Below are 19,874 nucleotides of genomic sequence, written 5' to 3'. Positions count from 1 at the left end.
TCAAGCTGAAGCTAAACGGCTTGAGCCCCGTAAAATACAGGGCTCAGGCGGCGAGCTAAAACTGTCCAACTTTCGGGGGGCAGTCCACTGCGTGGGAATGCAGTTCTCGACGCTCCGCGTCGCAAAAGGACGCGGAGTGTCGAGAACTGCATGCCAACGCGGAGCATCGGCACGCTAGCCGTGGGCCGGATCAGCCCTTGATCAGCGACTCTACCAACTTCACCTGACGATCCAGCGTTGCGCGGTCTACGCTGCGGACCGTGGCGTGTCCTACCTTGCGGCCAGCCTTGAAGGCCTTGCCGTAGTGATGCAGATGGCAGTCTTCGACCGCGATGACCTTGTCCACTGCGGGCACTTCACCGATGAAGTTGAGCATGGCGCTTTCACCGACCTTGGCCGTAGAGCCCAGCGGCAGACCGGCAACCGCACGCAGGTGGTTTTCGAACTGGCTGCACTCGGCGCCTTCGGTGGTCCAGTGACCGGAGTTGTGCACGCGCGGCGCGATCTCGTTGGCTTTCAGGCCACCGTCGACTTCAAAGAATTCGAATGCCAGCACACCCACGTAATCCAGCTGCTTCAGAACGCGGCCGGCGTAGTCCTCGGCCAGTGACTGCAAAGGATGATCGGTGCTGGCGATGGACAGACGCAGGATGCCGCTGTCATGCGTGTTGTGCACCAGCGGGTAGAACCGGGTCTCGCCATCACGCGCACGCACGGCAATCAACGACACTTCACCGCTGAACGGCACGAAGCCCTCCAGCAGGCAGGGCACGCTGCCCAGCTCGGCGAATGTGTCGACCACATCGGCCGCCGAACGCAGGACCTTCTGGCCCTTGCCGTCATAACCCAGGGTGCGGGTCTTGAGCACGGCAGGCAGACCGATGCTGGCTACCGCGGCATCCAGGTCGGCCTGCGACTGGATATCGGCGAATGCCGGCGTCGGGATGTCCAGGTCCTTGAACATGCTCTTTTCGAACCAGCGATCACGCGCAATGCGCAACGCCTCGGCGCTCGGATAGACCGGTACGAACTGTGACAGAAACGCCACGGTCTCGGCGGGAACGCTTTCAAACTCGAAGGTCACCAGATCGACTTCATCCGCCAACTGACGCAGATGATCCAGATCGCCGTAATCGGCACGCAGATGCTCGCCAAGTGCCGCAGCACAGGCGTCCGGCGCGGGATCGAGAAAGGCGAAGTTCATGCCCAGCGGCGTACCTGCCAATGCCAACATGCGGCCCAGCTGGCCGCCACCGATTACACCGATCTTCATGGAAAAACCTCAGGCGTGGCGTGGGTCTGGATTATCCAGGACGCTGTCTGTCTGTTCAGTGCGAAATTTCTTCAGCGCTGCGTGGAATTGCGGGTGCTTTGCGCCAAGGATGCTGGCTGAAAGCAGCGCTGCGTTGATTGCACCCGCCTTGCCGATGGCCAGGGTCGCGACCGGGATACCGGCCGGCATCTGCACGATCGACAACAGCGAATCGACCCCCGAAAGCATCGACGACTGCACCGGAACACCCAGCACAGGCAGGTGGGTCTTGGCAGCGCACATGCCCGGCAAGTGAGCGGCACCGCCGGCACCGGCGATGATCACTTCAATGCCACGGCCTTCCGCTTCGTCGGCGTACTGAAACAGCAGATCCGGTGTGCGGTGAGCTGACACCACCTTGACTTCAAAAGGGATGCCGAGCTTTTCCAGCATATCGGCGGTGTGGCTAAGGGTGGACCAATCGGACTTGGAGCCCATGATCACGCCAACCAGTGCGCTCATCGTCGTGCCTCTCATCGGGCGCCCGCAGGCGCGTCTGAAAACAACAAGCCACGCGGGGGAACCGGCGTGGCTTGTTGTACGAATAATGACCGATTTAACCGGCCAAAGGCCGCGCAGTATACCGCAAAGTGGGGCGTTTAAAGCACCTGCAATCACCTTCTGTCAGCAGCCCTGCAAGACGTCGACGCAGACAGTGCCTGCAGTCCCCAAGGGAGCCTGTGCATCTTACGTCATGACAGCCCATGCCCTACCGTGTCAGGCGCAGAGTGCGACTGTCAGACACAAACAGTATTTGTTTAACTGCCTCGTCGACATTTGAAGTCGCTATTTAACCTGACGCTCAAGGATGAGAACGTACCCATGAAGAACACACTGAAAATCTGGCTGTCACTGGCCGTCTTTTTTTACCTGCCGTTTGCCAGCGCCGGCGGTCCCAATCTGGGACTGTTCCTGATCATGCACGATCAACTTACAAAACATGAACGCGCTGAACTGGCGGACAGCTACTTGAATCCCCTGCTCGCTCAGCTGGAGGAAATCACCGGGCGCAGGACAACGGTCACGTTCATCGAAAACGAACCGGGCCTGACAAACTTCGCCTATCGCGGGGAGAAGCTGGACACTGTGCTCTACCGGTTGTCCAGGGAGAGCATCGAATATGCAAACGCAAAGAACCTGCCGCGCCCTTCGGAGCGGCATAAATATGTGCTGATCACTTCCAATAAAATCAACGGGACAGTACACGGCGTCACGGCAACGAGCCATAACGTCGCAATGGCGTCCCTTAAAGATTACAACACGCTGCCACATGAGGTCGGTCACCTGTTTGGTGCTGAACATGAGGCTGCAACCGGTTTTCCATGCCAGACGACAATGTGGGAAAACTCCACTACATCGATTATCCCCTGCTATTACTTCAGCGACGCCAACAAGGAACTGATCCGCGAATACGTCGACAACCTGTCTGTTCGCTGAGCAATCGGCCTGACGTTATGCCTCACACGCCAGGCCACGCTTGCCTCGTCCTACGAAGCCGCACTCTCAAGCTTGCGCCAAAGCAGACGCACATTGGCCTTGCGCACCAATGCGCAGCGGTACAGGCGAATCTCCAGCGGCACATGCCATTGCGGCCCGCCACACACCACCAGCTCACCGCGCGCCAGTTCGGCGCGCACACTCAGCTGCGGCACCCAGGCGATGCCCAGACCTTCAAGCGCCATGCTTTTCAGGCTGTCAGCCATCGCCGTTTCGTACACCGTGGTGAAGCGCAGATTGCGCTGACGCAGCAACAGGTTCACCGAGCGTCCGAGAAAGGCCCCGGTGCTGTAGGCAAGCAGCGGCACACTGCCCTCACCTTCCATATCGAATAACGGTCGCCCCTCGGCATCGGCGGCACAGACCGGCAACATCTCGGTATGCCCCAGATGCAGCGAGGGGAAGATTTCCGCGTCCATCTGCAGCGCGGCATCGGGATCGTAGAACGCCAGCATCAGGTCACAGCCACCTTCACGTAACGCATGCACCGCATCACCGACGTTGGTCGCCACCAGACGGGTCGCAATGTTCAGCCCCTCGTTGCGCAACTGGGCGATCCAGCGCGGAAAGAACCCCAGCGCCAGCGAATGCGCCGCAGCTACCTGCATCACCTCGCCCTGCCCACCTTCCAAGTGATGCAGATGGCGCACGACTTCGCCCAGTTGCTCAACCACCGTGCGGGCCGTAACCAGAAATAATTGTCCGGCGGCGGTCAGCTCGATGGGGGTACGCGAGCGATTGACCAGCGTCAGCCCCAGCGCCGACTCCAGACTGCGAATCCGCCGGCTGAATGCCGGCTGGGTCACGAAGCGACGCTCGGCGGCCTGAGAAAAGCTGCGAGTGGCGGCCAGGGCGCTGAAATCCTCCAGCCATTTGCTTTCCAGATTCATCAGGTCCTCCCGGACAATGGATGACGGCTTCGACAGGCAATTGCGCATGCCCAGTGGCACCGATTTGCAGCGTCACAGTGGGACGCCCGGCGACGCGGCGCGGATACATGCCCGGACGGCGCAGCAGGAGCGACCAAACGAGCGCACAGGTGCGACATTTTGCCCCCTTTACGCACTGAACGGAATCCAGGTCACACCCTGATTATGCCGTTCTTGCATAGGCCAGCGTTTAACAGCATTGGTCAACCGAGGGCGGCAAGCCCACTATTCGTGGCGTTCCGGCATTGTCCGTGCCTTTTTGAGACTTTTTTTATCATGTCCTCGCCTGCATCATCGCGCATCGAAAAAGACCTGCTTGGTGTTCTCGAAGTACCTGCCAACGCTTATTACGGCATCCAGACCCTGCGAGCGGTGAACAACTTTCACCTCTCCGGCGTGCCACTTTCGCACTACCCGAAACTGGTAGTGGCGCTGGCCATGGTCAAGCAGGCGGCGGCGGATGCAAACCATCAGCTCGGACACCTCAATGCTGCCAAGCATGCGGCCATCAGCGAGGCCTGCGCGCGCCTGATCCGCGGCGACTTCCATGATCAGTTCGTGGTCGACATGATCCAGGGCGGCGCTGGCACGTCCACCAACATGAATGCCAACGAAGTCATCGCCAACATCGCTCTGGAAACCATGGGTTTCGAGAAAGGCGACTACAAACACCTGCACCCCAACAACGATGTCAACATGGCGCAGTCGACCAACGACGCCTACCCCACTGCGATCCGTCTGGGTCTGCTGCTGGGTCACGACGCCCTGCTCGCCAGCCTGTCCAGCCTGATTCAGGCGTTCGCCGCCAAGGGCGAAGAATTCAACCACGTGCTGAAGATGGGCCGTACCCAGTTGCAGGACGCCGTTCCGATGACTCTGGGTCAGGAATTCCGCGCCTTCGCCACCACCCTGACCGAAGACCTCAACCGCCTGCGCAGCCTGGCCCCCGAGCTGTTGACCGAAGTGAACCTGGGCGGAACCGCCATCGGTACCGGCATCAACGCCGACCCCGGCTATCAGAAGCTGGCGGTCGATCGTCTGGCGCTCATCAGCGGCCAGCCTCTGGTGCCTGCCGCCGACCTGATCGAAGCGACCTCAGACATGGGCGCCTTCGTGCTGTTCTCGGGCATGCTCAAGCGTACTGCGGTCAAGCTGTCGAAAATCTGCAACGACCTGCGCCTGCTGTCCAGCGGCCCGCGCACCGGCATCAACGAAATCAACCTGCCGGCACGCCAGCCAGGCAGCTCGATCATGCCCGGCAAGGTCAACCCGGTGATCCCGGAAGCGGTCAATCAGGTGGCTTTCGAAATCATCGGCAACGACCTGTCGCTGACCATGGCTGCCGAAGGCGGACAATTGCAGCTCAACGTGATGGAGCCGCTGATCGCCTACAAGATCTTCGACTCGATCCGCCTGCTGCAGCGCGCCATGGACATGCTGCGCGAGCACTGCATCGTCGGCATCACGGCCAACGAACAGCGCTGCCGCGAGCTGGTCGAGCATTCGATCGGTCTGGTCACCGCCCTGAACCCTTACATCGGTTACGAGAACTCCACCCGTATCGCCCGCATCGCGCTGGAAACCGGCCGCGGCGTGCTGGAACTGGTGCGTGAGGAAGGTCTGCTCGACGACGCCATGCTCGACGACATCCTGCGCCCGGAAAACATGATCGCTCCGCGTCTGGCCCCCTTGAAGGCCTGACAGGAATGACCTGCGCAACCTGCTCACCAGATTGAGGGCCTAGACACCCCTCAATTTTTTGAGGGTCTGGGAGTGATTCTCCAGACCCTTTTTTTTGCCTGCAGCAAAGGGCTCCGACACTGGACCCAGAGCCTTCGGCACCCTACTTTTGCGGAGCCATCCGTGGAAGTATTCATTCATCGTCGCGAATGAAGAATCAGCCGTCCAAGAAAGCGACTACAGACGTAAAAACTTTGCACCGGTATAGTGCGCCCCCTCAAAAGTAGCGAGGAATAACAAAAATGCTGGAAATGATTAACGACTTTCTCTCCGGTAAGGTACTGATCGTCCTTATCGTAGGCCTGGGTAGTTACTTCACGATCCGCTCGCGTTTCGTTCAGTTTCGACACTTTTTCCACATGTTCTCGGTTTTTCGCGACAGTCTGCGCAGCAGCGCGGGACAATTGAGTTCGTTTCAGGCCCTGATGCTCAGCCTGGCGGGCCGCGTCGGTGCCGGTAACATCGCAGGCGTCGGCATTGCCGTGACGCTCGGCGGGCCGGGTGCCGTGTTCTGGATGTGGGTGACCGCACTGGTCGGCATGGCCAGCAGCTTCATCGAGTGTTCACTCGCTCAGCTCTACAAGCGCAAGGATTCCGAAGGCCAGTTCCGTGGCGGTCCGGCGTTCTACATCCAGCACGGTCTGGGCAAGCGCTGGCTGGGCATGGTCATGGCCGTACTGCTGCTGGTGACCTTCGGTTTTGCTTTCAACGGCCTGCAATCGCACGCTGTGACCGACTCGCTGAAAAGCGCGTTCAACGTCGACACCCGAACCACCGGCATCTGCCTGGTCGTGCTGCTGGGCCTGGCGTTCGTCGGCGGCATCAAGCGTATCGCGGCGATTTCCGACCTGCTGGTTCCGGTCAAGACCCTGATCTACATCGCGGTCACCATCTACGTCATCGTCCTGCAGATCGACCACGTTCCCGGCATGCTGATGACCATCGTCAGAAGCGCCTTCGGCCTTGATCCGGTCTTCGGCGGCCTGATCGGCAGCGCGATCGTGATGGGCGTCAAACGTGGCGTCTTCGCCAACGAAGCCGGTCTGGGCAGTGCTCCCAACGTGGCTGCCGTGGCACAGGTCGAGCACCCGGTGGCACAGGGCGTGGTTCAGGCGTTCAGCGTGTTCCTCGACACCTTCGTGATCTGCACCTGCACCGCCTTGCTGATTCTTCTGTCCGGTATCTACGACATCGGCTACGACGGCAACGGCATCGTTCTGGCACAGAACTCGCTGGCAGCCGTGGTCGGAGACTGGGGCCGGGTGTTTATCAGCGTAGCGCTGGCACTGTTCGTCTTCACCTCGATTCTCTACAACTACTACCTGGGCGAAAACAGCCTGCGGTTCCTGTTCGGCGAGAAGATGCAGACCATCATCATCTACCGCATCGCGGTACTGGTATTGATCATGTGGGGTGCCGTCGTCGACCTGAAAGATGTACTGGCATTCGCCGACATCACCATGACCATGCTGGCGTTCGTCAACCTGATCGCCCTCGCCATGCTGTTCAAAGTCGTCAAGCGCATTTTGAATGACTACGATGCGCAACGTCGGGCCGGGGTCAAGACGCCGGTGTTCGATTCCAGTCAGTTCCCTGATCTGGACCTGGACCGCAACGCATGGCCAGCCAATCCGACCCGTCAGTCGACGCAGGATGCCGAAGCGGCAGCCAAGCCTGCGCCCGAAGCACGATAACCACCGCGACACTACGCCGGAGAAGAGCCATGCCTGATGACGCACAACAACCCGCCCAACGCGTGATGGTTCTTTACACCGGCGGCACCATCGGCATGCAGGCCAGCGCCAACGGCTTGGCACCGGCCTCCGGTTTCGAAGCGCGAATGGCCGGGCAACTGGCCGAGCACCCGGAACTGGTGGTGCCGCAGTGGCGCTTTCGCGAGATGGCGCCGCTGATCGACAGCGCCAACATGACGCCTTCCTACTGGCTGCGCCTGCGCGCGGCGGTGATCGAGGCGGTTGAGGTCGACGGCTGCGATGCGGTGCTGGTCCTGCATGGCACCGACACCCTGGCGTACAGCGCAGCGGCGATGTGCTTCCAGTTGTTGGGGTTCAGCGCGCCGGTGCTGTTCACCGGTTCGATGCTGCCTGCCGGCGTGCAGGACAGCGATGCCTGGGAAAACGTCAACGGCGCTCTGCTGGCGCTGGGTTCGGGTCTGGTGTCAGGCGTTCAGCTGTATTTCCACGGGCAACTGATGACACCCGTACGCTGCGCGAAAATTCGCAGCTTCGGTCGTCAACCCTTCGCACCGCTGCAACGCTCGCGGGGTGGCCATGCGGTGATTTCGCTCCCTGACGCACTGAACTATCGCCAGACGAAGACACTGGCAGAAGTGGCGGTATTGCCGCTGTTTCCCGGTGTCGGTGCTGCCCAGCTGGACGGTCTGATCAACAGTGGTATCCGCGGTCTGGTGCTCGAATGCTTCGGCAGCGGCACCGGCCCCAGTGACGATCCGCAATTTCTGGCCAGTCTGGAGAACGCACGAGCGCTGGGTATCTGTGTGGTAGCGATTACCCAGTGCCATGAGGGCGGTGTCGAACTTGATGTCTACGAAGCGGGCAGCCGTCTGCGCGGTGCAGGCGTGCTCTCCGGTGGTGGCATGACCCGTGAAGCAGCGCTCGGCAAACTGCATGCGCTGCTGGGCGCCGGCCTGACGACCGAAGAGGTCCGCCGCCTGGTCGAACTGGACCTGTGCGGCGAGCTGCGTTAAGCGGCTGCCTCTGCTTTACCCGAGGCGTCACGCACTCGCGCGACGCCTCACCCCTTCATGAAGCCTTGCATTCTTCCTGCGCGCCCCTGAGCATCGAATCCAGATTGCGCTCGATGTTTTCGCACAACGCCGTCATCTGAATCTCATGTTCACTGGCACGGAACGGGCTCTGCAGGTCGGTGCCGATCTTCTCGATCGCCAACAGCATGAAACCCACCACCGTCGACGCCAGTGGCGTGAACCAGCCAAGGGTCTCCACCAGGCCAATCGGTACGATCAGACAGAACAGCGTGATGAACAGGCGCGGAAAGGCCACGTACGGATAAGGCAACGGTGTATTGGCAATACGCTCCATGCCGCCCTGACAATTGGAGATATCCACCATGGTCGACTCCAGACGCGCCAGACGAATGCTGTCGAGCCGCCCGGCCTGATACTCCTTGGCCAACAGCGCCGCCGACGTATTGAGCAGGTCGTTAGGAAAATTGTTGGTGTCGTGACGACGTTCGAATTCCTCGCGAGGGATCAGCATCTGCACCTCGTCACCACACTTGGCGCCCTTCAGGTGCGCAGACAGGCACTTCACATAGGCGACGTGACGACGCAACAGCGTGGCCTTGACCGGGTTGATCCCGTCGTCATCCTCGACCAGCGTCAGCACTTGCCGAGCGAAGCTGCGTGAACTGTTGACCAGCGCACCCCACAGCGTCCTGGCTTCCCACCAGCGGTTATAGGCACTTGAATTGCGAAAGCTGGTCAGCACCACCAGCGCCGAGCCCAGCAGGGTCAACGGCATGGACGGCAAGGTGATCTTGCGTTCCAGGTAGAGCATGAAGTCGACCGTGACAATCACGTCCCAGATCAACAGCCAGAAAAGCGACCATCCTACATAGCCGATGGTCTTGCCGAGAAAACGGATTTTCGAAATGATCGTTTGCTGCAAAAGAACCACCCCATCGAAAAATAAGCGAACCGCATACGCACAGTTACCGCATGGCCTTTGAATACGAAACCGGCAGTTGGTTCGCAAGCGGCCCGCTTATCTCGGGGTTTCAGACGTTTTCAGCAGCCATTAAGAGCCACCTGAGGACGCTCGCCGGTGAAGAAAACCGGCCGCAGGCGGACACCGATCACGTTACCGGCGTAGGCCGCCACCAGCCACAGCCAGCCGTGCAGGCTGCCGGAGGCAATGCCGCTGAAGTACGCACCGATGTTGCAGCCGTAGGCCAGGCGCGAGCCGTAGCCGAGCAACAGGCCGCCGATGACTGCCGCCACCAGAGAGCGCGTGGGGATGTCGAGGCTGGGCGCAAAACGACCCGCCAGGCCTGCCGCCAGCAAGGCACCGAGCATGATGCCGATGTCCATCACACTGGTGATGTCTTCCCACACCGGAGCCGCCAGCGCCTTGGCGTTCGCAGCGCTCTGCCAGAACACCCAACTGCCGACGTCCACGCCCAGACCACTGGCCGCTTTCGCGCCCCACAGCGCGAACGCCGAGGTGATGCCCCACGGGCGACCGGCCAACGCCAGCGTTGCGTAATTGAGCAGTGCCAGCGCGACAGCGCCCCAGACCAGAATCCACGGCCCGCGCAGCACGCGACTCAGGCCACGATGGTCCGTGGCTGGCGGCACTTCAAGCTGGCCGTGACGGCGCTTTTCGAGCTTGACGGTCACCAGCGCGATCAAGCCGAACAGCGCCAGATTGACCAGCAGCGCAGGCAGCACGCCGAAGGTCTTGACCACCGACACCGCCGGGAACGAAGGCAGGGCAAACCACCAGTCGACGTGATGGGTGGCAATCAGTGAGCCGAGGATGAAAAACAGCAGCGTCACCAGCATCCGCGCGTTGCCACCACCGGCAGTGAACAGTGTGCCGGACGCACAGCCACCGCCCAGCTGCATGCCGATGCCGAAAATGAACGCGCCGACGACGACCGAAACCCCGGCAGGCGCAACCAGGCCGGTGACTGGCTGGCCGAACAGCGTGCCCGCACCGAGTGCCGGGAAAAACAGCACCACAGCGACCGCCAGCATGACCATTTGCGCGCGCAGGCCAGCACCCCGCCGCTCGCGGATGAACACCCGCCACGCCGAGGTGAAACCGAATGCCGCGTGATACAGCGTTACGCCCAACGCCGCGCCGACGATCCACAGCATCACCTGGCGGGTGCCGACACTGAGCAGAAGGAACTGGGCACCCATCAGCAGCAGGAACAGCGCAGCCAGCGGCGCGCCGAACTTGCGTCCGGGTGTTGCAGTAAGAGAGTTGTTCATGGGTATCTCAAGGACAGGTAACAGTAAGCGCAGATTATACGCCTGCCAACGGGACTACTCGGACCAGGCCTCGCGCAGCCTGTTCAATGCATCGAGCATTTCGTCCTCGGGCACTGCGGCAAAGCCCAGTACCAGCCCGGCGCGGTTATCCACAGGCTCAGTGGAGTCAGGCAGCCAGTAATCACTCAGGGCATTCATTTCGACACCGACGCCATTGGCCTTGGCAATCAGCGCCTGCTCGCGCGCCACGCTGTCGACCTTGACCATGACATGCAGCCCGGCAACCACTCGGGGCATTGCCGAGCATCCCGGGATATCGGCAGGCCAGTTATCCAGCAGCACATTGCGACGACCGAGCGCCGCACGGCGCATGCGACGTATGTGTCGTTGAAAATGACCCGACGCAATGAATTGCGCCATGACCGCCTGAACCCCTATTTCGGTATGACGCATGTCCACGGCCTTGCGCTGGCTGAACACCGGCACCAGTGGCTCTGGCAACACCAGATACCCAAGGCGCAGCGCCGGGAAGGCGATTTTGCCAAACGTCCCGACGTACAGCACTCGCGCGTTGCGGTCGAGCGCGGCCAGGGGGGCCAAGGGTGAACCGCTGTAGCGATACTCACCGTCGTAATCATCCTCGACGATCCAGCCCTTGTGCCTCTCGGCCCAGGCCAGCAATTCCAGGCGCCGCGCCAGGCTCATCACCACGCCGGTCGGGTATTGGTGTGAAGGCGTCACGTAGGCCAGTCGACAGTCTGCCTGCTCAAGGTCGGCGCAACGCATGCCCTCGTTATCCACAGCCACGCCGTGCAATCGAGCACCTGCCAGTGCAAACGCATGACCGGCCGCCCGATAACCCGGATTCTCCACGGCAACGCCCTCGCCCGGCGTCAGAAGCAACTGTGCACAAAGGCTGATCGCATGCTGCGCGCCACTGGTGATCACAATTTGCTCAGCACTGCACGGCAGCCCACGCGATGAGCGCAGGTAGACCGCGATCAATTCGCGTAACCGCGGGTCTCCCGCTGCCGACCCATAACCGAGCTGGGCACGGTCCGGCTTGCGCCAAAAAGCGGCATACAGCTTGCCCCACAAGGCAAAGGGGAAAAGATCGAACGCCGGAACGCCTACCCGAAAGGCTCGTGGCTGACCCGCCGGAGGTTCATGCAGATGATGTTTTTCAAGCAGCGCCAGTGCCGGGCTGTGGATAACTTCACAGCAGGAATCCGACGGCATTTCAGCCGCGATTGTGGACAAACCTGTGCGTAACCCTGTGGATACACCTGTGGGTAAGTTGGTGGATAGTTTTTTACGGCTCGCACGCCGAGACGCATCGCCTGGTTCCGCGAGCTGCGCAACATAGGTACCGTCGCCAACGCGTCCTTCGATGAAACCCTCGGCATACAGCTGGTCATAGGCGCGTATGACGCTGTTACGGGAGATGCCCAGTGAATGCGCCAGATCGCGACTGGCTGGCAGACGCGTGCCGCCGCTCAGACGCCCATCGAGGACCTGCTGGCGCAACAACCCATAAAGCTGCTTGCTCAGGCCCTGATTCGGGTTCAGCGCGATACCAGTGAGGGTGGACGCAAACGCAACGGGGAGATCAGGCATGCATTGGCCCTGTTAAAACGATCAAAAATGGATCTTACATCAGACCAATGCCTTGCCTACGATCCTGTCACTCGCCAAGGAACAGTCCCCATGTACATCCCTGCCGCTTTCAACGATAACGACACGCCGAGCCTGCACCAGCAGATGGAGCAGACGCGCCTGGCGATCCTGGTCACCGACGGCGCAGAAGGATTGCAGGCAACCCACCTGCCGCTGCTGTTGCGCCGCGATGAAGGTTCGTATGGCACGCTTTACGGGCATCTGGCCAAAGCCAATCCGCAATGGCAGCAACTGAGCTCAGGTGCCGAAGCACTGGTGATTTTTCCTGGCGGCGATGCCTACGTGAGCCCGTCGTTCTATCCGAGCAAGAGGGAGCATGGCAAGGTCGTACCCACGTGGAACTATGTGGCCGTGCATGCTTATGGGCAGGCCGAGGTTTTCACCGACGCCGCGCAATTGCATCAATTGCTGGCTGACCTGACCCATCGCCATGAATCCGACCGAGCGCAACCCTGGTCCATTGACGATGCGCCAGCGGACTACATCGCGAAGATGCTCGGAGCGATTGTCGGATTCGCCATTCCGGTGCAGCGGCTGCAGGGCAAACGTAAACTCAGTCAGAATCGCAGCGCTGCGGACATAGCCGGTGTGCGCGACGGCCTTGCCGCAAGCCAGGATGCAAATGACCAACACATCGCTCGCCTGATGAGCGAAGGGAGCAGCTCATGACCGATATCCGGATTCGCCGCGTTACCGTCGACGATCATCACGCGTGGCTGCCTCTGTGGCAGGCCTACCTGCGCTTTTACAACACCGAGTTGGCCGAAGGCGTCAGCGAGAACACCTGGCAACGCCTTGTGGACCCGAACGAGCCGACTCACTCGGCGCTCGCCTGGCGGGGTGACGAGGCGGTGGGCATGGTGAACTTCATCTACCATCGCTCCAACTGGAGCATCAACAACGCCTGTTACCTGCAGGATCTGATCGTCGCCCCCGAAAAACGCGGGACAGGCATCGGCAGGCAACTGATCGAGTTTGTCTACGCCACGGCCAAGGCAGACGGTTGCGACAAGGTGCACTGGCTGACCCACGAAACCAACGCCACGGCCATTCAGTTGTACGAGCGAATCGCCGAACGGCCCGGCCTCATACAATTTCGTAAAGCACTCTGAAACAGGAAGTGACTGATGTCCGACACCCTGCTGGACTGGCAAGCCGCTGCACTGCCCACGGCCCATACACTGACAGGCCGTTTCATTCGCCTGGAAAAACTCGATGCCGCGCGTCACGCCGATGACCTGTGGGCGGCACTCGAAGGTCCGAATGCGGACCCGAAGCTGTGGGATTATCTGCCGTACGGGCCGTTCAGTGACCGTGGCGCATTTGGTGCGTGGCTGGTCGGGCACCAGGCGGCCACCGATCCGTGGTTTTACACCGTGGTCGATCAGCAGACCAATAAGGCCGAAGGCGTCATCAGCCTGATGTCGATCGTCGCTGCCCATGGGCGTATCGAGATAGGTCATGTCACCTTCGGCGCGGCCATGCAACGCACGCCCAAAGGCACCGAAGCCATTTACCTGCTGGCCAGAGAGATTTTCGCACTGGGCTATCGCCGCCTGGAGTGGAAGTGCAACGCCAACAACGCCCGCTCCAAACGCGCTGCCGAGCGATTCGGCTTCAGCTACGAAGGCACCTTCCGCCAGCACATGGTGGTCAAAGGCCAGAGCCGGGATACCGAGTGGTATTCGATCCTCGATAGCGAATGGCCTGAGCGGCAGAACGCCTTTGCGCGCTGGCTGGCTGTGGATAACTTCAAAAACGGGCAACAGATCAAGGGGCTTGAGGCGTTTCGGTAATCCTGAGGACGCAGAGCGTCCAGAACTGCATTCCCACGCTGGAGCGTGCGGAACGATAGTCGTGACCACTGGCCGCACCTGCACAGAATAAAAAAAGGGAAGCCACGAGTGCTTCCCTGAGGTAAACCTTTGGATGATGCGCGGGTGTCAGCTCAACCTTCGATCTCGATCAGCACTTCGCCCGGATTGACGCGGTCGCCCTTGGCGACGTGGATGGCGACGACCTTGCCGGCGACCGACGCCTGAACCTCGGTCTCCATCTTCATCGCTTCAGTGATCAGCACTGCCTGACCGGCCTTGACCACATCGCCCTCCTTGACCAGCACATCGACGATGTTGCCGGGCATGGTGGTGCTGACGTCGCCCGGTGCGTGGGCCTGCTTGCGTTTGCTGGCCCCGCCGCCGACAAATTCGTTGAGCGGCTCGAACACCACCTCTTCCGGCATGCCGTCTATGGTCAGGTAGAAGTGGCGCTTGCCCTCGGCCTTGACGCCCACACCGGTGATGTCGACCCTATAGGTTTCGCCGTGCACATCAATAACGAACTCGGTCGGCACGCCCTCACCGCCGGCCCTGGCCACGCTTCCGGCTTCGGGAATCGGCAGCAGCACTTCCGGCGCCAGCGTCCCGGCTGCACGTTCCTCAAGGAACTTGCGGCCAATGTCCGGGAACATGGCAAACGTCAGCACGTCCTCTTCGGACTTGGCCAGCGCGCCGATATCAGCCCTTAGCTTGGTCATCTCCGGCTTGAGCAGGTCGGCCGGACGAACATCGATCAGCTCTTCATTGCCGATCGCCTGACGACGCAGTTTTTCATCCACCTGACCCGGCGCCTTGCCGTAGCCGCCTTGCAGGTAAAGCTTCACTTCATTGGTGATGGTTTTGTAACGCTCCCCGGCCAACACATTGAAGAACGCCTGGGTACCGACGATCTGCGAGGTCGGGGTTACCAGCGGCGGATAGCCGAGGTCTTTGCGCACGCGCGGAATTTCAGCCAGCACTTCGCTCATGCGGTTGAGTGCGCCCTGCTCCTTCAACTGATTGGCCAGGTTGGAAATCATCCCGCCTGGCACCTGGTTAACCTGTACCCGGGTGTCGACTGCAGTAAATTCGCTCTCGTACTGATGATATTTCTTACGCACCGCGTAGAAGTACAGACCGATTTCCTGCAGCAGCTCCAGGTCCAGCCCGGTGTCGAACTCGCTGCCCTTGAGCGCAGCCACCATCGATTCGGTGCCCGGATGGCTGGTGCCCCAGGCAAAGCTGGAGATCGCCGTGTCGATATGGTCTGCGCCGTTTTCAATCGCCTTGAGCTGACACATGGCGGCCAGACCGGCCGTGTCATGCGAGTGGATGAACACCGGCAGCGACTGCTCGGCCTTCAGCGCCTTGACCAGCTCACCCGTGGCATAAGGCGTCAACAGGCCGGCCATGTCCTTGATCGCCACTGAGTCACAGCCCATGGCTTCCATCTGCCGGGCCTGCGCCACGAAGGCCTCGATGGTGTGCACCGGGCTGGTGGTATAAGCAATAGTGCCCTGCGCATGTTTGCCCGCCGCTTTCACCGCCTCGATGGCAACCCGCAGGTTACGCACGTCGTTCATGGCATCGAAAATACGGAACACATCAATACCGTTGACCGCCGCCTTGGCGACGAACGCCTTGACCACGTCATCGCTGTAGTGCCGATAGCCCAGCAGGTTCTGGCCACGCAGGAGCATCTGCAACCGGGTATTGGGCAAGGCCGCACGCAGCTGGCGCAGGCGTTCCCACGGGTCTTCCTTGAGAAAACGCACGCAGGCATCGAAGGTGGCGCCGCCCCAGACTTCCAGCGACCAGTAGCCGACCTGGTCGAGCTTGTCGCAGATCGGCAGCATGTCTTCGGTACGCATGCGCGTCGCCAGCAACGATTGGTGAGCGTCACGCAGGATGGTGTCGGTTACAAAGATCTTCTTGGTCATGGGTAGTCCTTTCGAGCTGCAAGTTGTCAGCTGCAAGCTTCAAGTAAGAGCGACTCGGCTTTTACTTGCGGCTGGTAGCTTGAAACTTGCAGCTGCTTATTCATAAGCCTGCATGGGCGGCAATGGCGGCGGCGATGGCCAGGGCCAGCTCTTCGGGTTTGCGTTTGATCGAATAATTGGTCAGCTCGGGATGGCTCTCGACAAAGCTGGTGTTGAACTCACCGCTGCGAAACTCCGGGTTGCGGAGGATTTCCTGGTAGTAGGCAGCCGTGGTCTTGACCCCTTGCAGGCGCATGTCATCGAGCGCACGCAGGCCGCGGTCCATGGCCTCTTCCCAGGTCAACGCCCAGACAATCAGCTTCAGGCACATCGAGTCATAGAACGGCGGAATGGTGTAGCCGGTATAGATCGCCGTGTCGGTACGCACGCCAGGCCCGCCGGGCGCGTAATAACGGGTGATCTTGCCGAAGCTGGGCAGGAAGTTGTTCTTCGGGTCCTCGGCGTTGATCCGGAACTGCAGGGCAAAACCGCGATGGATAATGTCTTCCTGCTTGACCGACAGCGGCAGACCGGAGGCGATACGGATCTGCTCGCGAACGATATCAATGCCGGTGATTTCTTCGGTGATGGTGTGCTCGACCTGCACCCGGGTGTTCATTTCCATGAAGTACACCTCGCCCTCGGCGAGCAGAAACTCCACGGTGCCGGCGTTCTCGTAACCGACGGCCTTGGCCGCACGTACCGACAGATCGCCGATGTAGGCGCGCTGTTCGGGGGTCAACTGCGGGCTGGGAGCAATTTCGATGAGCTTCTGGTTGCGTCGCTGAATCGAACAGTCGCGCTCGAACAGGTGCACCACGTTGCCGAAGCTGTCGCCCAGAATCTGCGCTTCAATGTGCTTGGGATTGACGATGCATTTCTCGAGAAAGACTTCTGCCGAACCGAAGGCCTTGGTCGCTTCGGAAATCACCCGCGGGAAGGCCTGCTCGAGCTCTTCACGGCTGTTGCAGCGGCGGATGCCACGTCCACCGCCTCCGGAGGTGGCCTTGAGCATCACCGGGTAACCGATACGCTCGCCCTCGGCCAGCGCCTCATCGATATCTGCCACGTTGCCTTCGGTGCCGGGCGTGACCGGCACGCCGGCCTTGATCATGCTGCGCCGGGCCTCGGTCTTGTCCCCCATGCGGCGAATCACTTCTGCCGAGGGACCGATGAATTTGATCCCTCGCTCGGCACAGATATCGGCCAGTTCGGCATTCTCGGAAAGAAAGCCATAACCGGGATGCAACGCATCGCAGCCGGTCTCCACTGCCAGATTCACCAATTTACGCGGGTTCAGGTAACCCGCCAGAGGTTCGGCACCAATGCTGTAGGCTTCGTCGGCACGTTTGACATGCAAGGCATGCCGGTCCGCTTCGGAAAAGATCGCCACCGAGCGAATGCCCATCTCGGCGCATGCACGCACGATGCGAACGGCAATCTCCCCGCGGTTGGCGATCAGAATTTTTGTTATCACTGACGTTTCCCTCGACCCACACTTGTAACCGTGTATGTGACTGAATGTCGCAGGGCCACCCTATGCCGAATCGAGGATTAACAAAAATGAGTAAAAGTTGGGAGGTGCATAAGTAAAAGCTTATAGTTGAGGCTTCAGCAGCGTCAGGAAGCTTTTATAAATGCGTAAGTCATTGATGCGTATGACATTGCGTCAGTTGCGCATTTTCAATGAAGTGTGCGATCTGCGCTCCTACAGCCGTGCGGCCGAAGAGATGTCGCTGACACAGCCCGCTGTCAGCCTGCAGATTCGCCAGCTCGAAGAGCTGATCGGCCAGCCGCTGTTCGAATACGTCAGCAAAAAGCTCTACCTGACCGAAGCGGCGCAAGCGCTACAACAGGCCAGTCGGGATATTTTCGGGCGCCTGGAAAGTCTCGACATGCAGCTTTCCGACATGCAGGGCTCGCTGCAGGGCCAGTTGAAGCTCGCCGTCGAGTCGAGCTGCAAGTACTTCATCCCTCACCTGTTCGCCGCCTTCAAGCGCCAGCACCCGGAAGTCAGCCTGAGCCTGATGGTGGTCAATCGCGCGCAAGTCATCAGGCGCCTGTCGGATAACCGCGATGATCTTGTGGTGATGTCGGCAGTGCCGCTGGACATGGGCCTGGAGTTCCTGCCGTTCCTGAATAACCCGATTGTCGCCGTCGCGCCGCCTGACCATCCGCTGAGCAGCCGCGCGACGCTGAATCTGAAAGATCTGGAGCCATGGCCACTACTGACCCGGGAAACAGGATCGGGCACACGTCGGGCCTGCGAGGAGTTTTTCAAGGAGAAGCGCGTGCATTTCACGCAGACGCTGGAAGTCTCCTCCAGCGAAGCACAACGTGAATGCGTGGTTGCCGGGCTGGGCCTGGCGATGCTGACCCGACACGCGGTCTGCCAGGAACTCGCCACAGGCGCCCTGGTGGAGCTGCCCGTGGCGGAGTTGCCGCTGTATCGCAGCTGGTGTGTTGCTCAGGCCGGGGACAAACGCCTTTCACCCGTGGCACATGCGTTTCTTGCGTTCATCCGCAGTGAACGTGCGCAGATCAGCCAGCTTGTCGAGCGTTTCGACGGTCGACCGCGGGCAACTTGATCGCCTGCCAGACGGCGTTGTCCATGCCGTCCATGTAGTCGCACAACTCCTGATTGAGCTGACGTGCCTCGCTGTAGCTTTCAATTGCCCGACGAAACTCCATGCGACGCTGATCTTCCTGCTGACGGCGGGTTTTCACGGTGCTGGTAGGTAAATCATCGTAATGCCGAGCCATGTCCTGTCTCCCAATACGTTTTGTGGGAGCACCAGAATGGAGCGTGACAGTGACAGTCAGGCGGCACGCAGGTGACAGATCGATGAAATTTGATGTAACGGGATCGGCTCAGTCTTCGTGGGTCTTGATCGACTTCGGTGACAGGCGCAAGCCGCGCAGGCTGCGTTTGACGCTCTTGAGGTGGTTGACCAGACCTGGGCCGCGGGCCATTGCGACGCCCATCGCCAGCACATCAATGACCACCAGGTGCGCGATGCGAGAAGTCAGCGGCGTGTAGATTTCGGTGTCTTCATGCACGTCGATGGCCAGGTTGACCGAAGACAGCTCGGCAAGTGGCGTCTGGCTGGGGCACAGCGTGATCAGCGTCGCGCCGCTCTCGCGGACCAGATTGGCGGTGATCAGCAAATCCTTCGAGCGACCTGACTGCGAAATGCACACCGCGACATCCGTCGGCTTGAGCGTGACAGCTGACATCGCCTGCATGTGCGGATCGGAATACGCCGCAGCGGTCAGCAGTAGACGAAAGAATTTGTGCTGCGCATCAGCGGCCACTGCGCCGGACGCGCCAAACCCGTAGAACTCGACCCGATTGGCCCCGGCCATGGCCGTGACCGCCAGTTGCAGCGCATGGGGGTCGAGGTTTTCGCGCACTTCCATGAGCGTGTGCAGCGTGGTGTCGAAAATCTTCAGGCTGTAGTCGGCAACCGAATCGTCTTCGTGAATCGCGAACTGTCCAAAACTTGCGCCCGCCGCGAGGCTCTGCGCCAGCTTGAGCTTGAGGTCCTGAAACCCGGTGCAGCCAATGGCCCGGCAAAAACGTACGATGGTCGGCTCACTGATACCGACGCTGTGCGCCAGGTCTGCCATGGAACTGTGCATCACGGCCGCAGGGTCGAGCAGCACATGGTCAGCTACCTTGAGCTCCGATTTGCGCAGCAGATTACGTGACTGGGCGATGTGTTGCAGCAGATTCAAGGGGCAGACTCGGCAAAAGAGAAGTGGGCTGGGTTGTAGCTTTCTTGTAGTTATACTACATGACCTGCCAGCCGCCCAGTTAAACGAAGCTGTCACGGGCTGGCTGTGCTGGCTTTATCAGCGGCATTTGTGGGAATAATCCTACATTAGGCCGGATTCCCTGTCAGACCCTGACTGTTCACG

Annotated in this window: 18 protein-coding genes; 8 read left to right on the top strand and 10 right to left on the bottom strand. The window is 60.4% G+C overall.

What is annotated here, in order from left to right:
* Positions 1-190: 190 nt before the first annotated feature.
* Positions 191-1,273, bottom strand: a complete 1,083-nt coding sequence (locus KBY08_RS17100; RefSeq protein ID WP_003401272.1) for a 5-(carboxyamino)imidazole ribonucleotide synthase — start codon at positions 1,271-1,273, stop codon at positions 191-193.
* Between the two features lie 9 nt (positions 1,274-1,282).
* Entirely contained in the window at positions 1,283-1,774 is a 492-nt protein-coding gene (purE, locus tag KBY08_RS17095; RefSeq protein ID WP_003340324.1) for a 5-(carboxyamino)imidazole ribonucleotide mutase, read from the bottom strand.
* A 360-nt stretch (positions 1,775-2,134) separates the two neighbouring features.
* Between purE and KBY08_RS17090 the strand changes: the two genes are divergently transcribed.
* Positions 2,135-2,749, top strand: a complete 615-nt coding sequence (locus KBY08_RS17090) for a reprolysin-like metallopeptidase (protein ID WP_111522546.1) — start codon at positions 2,135-2,137, stop codon at positions 2,747-2,749.
* Between the two features lie 50 nt (positions 2,750-2,799).
* On the opposite strand, the gene KBY08_RS17085 is transcribed toward KBY08_RS17090, so the two are convergent.
* Positions 2,800-3,699: a LysR substrate-binding domain-containing protein gene (locus tag KBY08_RS17085; protein WP_003401277.1), complete on the bottom strand. Its 900-nt coding sequence runs from the start codon at positions 3,697-3,699 to the stop codon at positions 2,800-2,802.
* 315 nt (positions 3,700-4,014) lie between these two features.
* Here KBY08_RS17085 and aspA point away from each other — a divergent pair, with 315 nt between their 5' ends.
* The 3 genes from aspA (at position 4,015) to KBY08_RS17070 (ending at position 8,206) form a co-directional block, all read left to right on the top strand.
* Positions 4,015-5,439, top strand: a complete 1,425-nt coding sequence (gene aspA, locus KBY08_RS17080) for an aspartate ammonia-lyase (RefSeq protein WP_011269395.1) — start codon at positions 4,015-4,017, stop codon at positions 5,437-5,439.
* A 281-nt stretch (positions 5,440-5,720) separates the two neighbouring features.
* Positions 5,721-7,172 carry an alanine/glycine:cation symporter family protein gene (locus KBY08_RS17075; RefSeq protein ID WP_032654703.1) on the top strand — a complete coding sequence of 484 codons (1,452 nt, stop codon included), beginning with the start codon at positions 5,721-5,723 and terminating at the stop codon, positions 7,170-7,172.
* Between the two features lie 29 nt (positions 7,173-7,201).
* Positions 7,202-8,206, top strand: coding sequence for an asparaginase (locus tag KBY08_RS17070; protein WP_111522545.1), 1,005 nt, complete (start codon positions 7,202-7,204; stop codon positions 8,204-8,206).
* Positions 8,207-8,261: 55 nt separating this feature from the next.
* On the opposite strand, the gene KBY08_RS17065 is transcribed toward KBY08_RS17070, so the two are convergent.
* The 3 genes from KBY08_RS17065 to KBY08_RS17055 all read right to left on the bottom strand — a co-directional run bounded on the left by KBY08_RS17065 (position 8,262) and on the right by KBY08_RS17055 (position 12,097).
* Positions 8,262-9,149 carry a bestrophin family protein gene (locus tag KBY08_RS17065; protein WP_003316074.1) on the bottom strand — a complete coding sequence of 296 codons (888 nt, stop codon included), beginning with the start codon at positions 9,147-9,149 and terminating at the stop codon, positions 8,262-8,264.
* A 119-nt stretch (positions 9,150-9,268) separates the two neighbouring features.
* Entirely contained in the window at positions 9,269-10,480 is a 1,212-nt protein-coding gene (locus KBY08_RS17060) for a YeeE/YedE family protein (RefSeq protein WP_054092556.1), read from the bottom strand.
* Positions 10,481-10,534: 54 nt separating this feature from the next.
* Positions 10,535-12,097 (bottom strand): PLP-dependent aminotransferase family protein, encoded by a 1,563-nt coding sequence (locus KBY08_RS17055; protein ID WP_111522544.1) that lies wholly within the window; start codon positions 12,095-12,097, stop codon positions 10,535-10,537.
* Between the two features lie 90 nt (positions 12,098-12,187).
* Between KBY08_RS17055 and KBY08_RS17050 the strand changes: the two genes are divergently transcribed.
* From KBY08_RS17050 to KBY08_RS17040, 3 genes are read left to right on the top strand one after another with little or no spacing between them, the layout of a single operon-like run.
* Positions 12,188-12,826: an FMN-binding negative transcriptional regulator gene (locus tag KBY08_RS17050; protein WP_024642900.1), complete on the top strand. Its 639-nt coding sequence runs from the start codon at positions 12,188-12,190 to the stop codon at positions 12,824-12,826.
* Entirely contained in the window at positions 12,823-13,269 is a 447-nt protein-coding gene (locus tag KBY08_RS17045; RefSeq protein ID WP_024642899.1) for a GNAT family N-acetyltransferase, read from the top strand. Before KBY08_RS17050 ends, KBY08_RS17045 begins: the two co-directional genes overlap by 4 nt.
* A gap of 15 nt (positions 13,270-13,284) precedes the next feature.
* A complete protein-coding gene (locus KBY08_RS17040) occupies positions 13,285-13,953 on the top strand; it encodes a GNAT family N-acetyltransferase (protein ID WP_011269401.1) in 669 nt (222 codons plus the stop codon).
* A 152-nt stretch (positions 13,954-14,105) separates the two neighbouring features.
* On the opposite strand, the gene oadA is transcribed toward KBY08_RS17040, so the two are convergent.
* Together oadA and KBY08_RS17030 are read right to left on the bottom strand one after the other, a co-directional pair.
* On the bottom strand, positions 14,106-15,914 hold the full coding sequence (gene oadA / locus KBY08_RS17035; RefSeq protein WP_011269402.1) for a sodium-extruding oxaloacetate decarboxylase subunit alpha: 1,809 nt from the start codon (positions 15,912-15,914) through the stop codon (positions 14,106-14,108).
* A gap of 100 nt (positions 15,915-16,014) precedes the next feature.
* Positions 16,015-17,430, bottom strand: coding sequence for an acetyl-CoA carboxylase biotin carboxylase subunit (locus KBY08_RS17030; RefSeq protein ID WP_003401293.1), 1,416 nt, complete (start codon positions 17,428-17,430; stop codon positions 16,015-16,017).
* A 160-nt stretch (positions 17,431-17,590) separates the two neighbouring features.
* On the opposite strand from KBY08_RS17030, the gene KBY08_RS17025 reads away from it, so the two are divergent.
* Entirely contained in the window at positions 17,591-18,541 is a 951-nt protein-coding gene (locus KBY08_RS17025) for a LysR family transcriptional regulator (protein WP_024638995.1), read from the top strand.
* Here the strand turns inward: KBY08_RS17025 and KBY08_RS17020 are convergent.
* Both KBY08_RS17020 and hexR read right to left on the bottom strand, forming a co-directional pair.
* Positions 18,495-18,680 (bottom strand): PA3496 family putative envelope integrity protein, encoded by a 186-nt coding sequence (locus tag KBY08_RS17020; RefSeq protein WP_003401296.1) that lies wholly within the window; start codon positions 18,678-18,680, stop codon positions 18,495-18,497. The genes KBY08_RS17025 and KBY08_RS17020 overlap by 47 nt on opposite strands.
* Before the next feature lie 144 nt (positions 18,681-18,824).
* Complete coding sequence (hexR, locus tag KBY08_RS17015; RefSeq protein ID WP_003401299.1) at positions 18,825-19,691, bottom strand: transcriptional regulator HexR; 867 nt, start codon at positions 19,689-19,691, stop codon at positions 18,825-18,827.
* Positions 19,692-19,874 lie beyond the last annotated feature (183 nt).

This window comes from Pseudomonas sp. P135 (assembly GCF_020312125.1).
In the GTDB taxonomy this organism is placed as follows: Bacteria; Pseudomonadota; Gammaproteobacteria; order Pseudomonadales; family Pseudomonadaceae; genus Aquipseudomonas; species Aquipseudomonas fragariae.
This window is presented reverse-complemented; position numbering and strand designations above follow the sequence as displayed.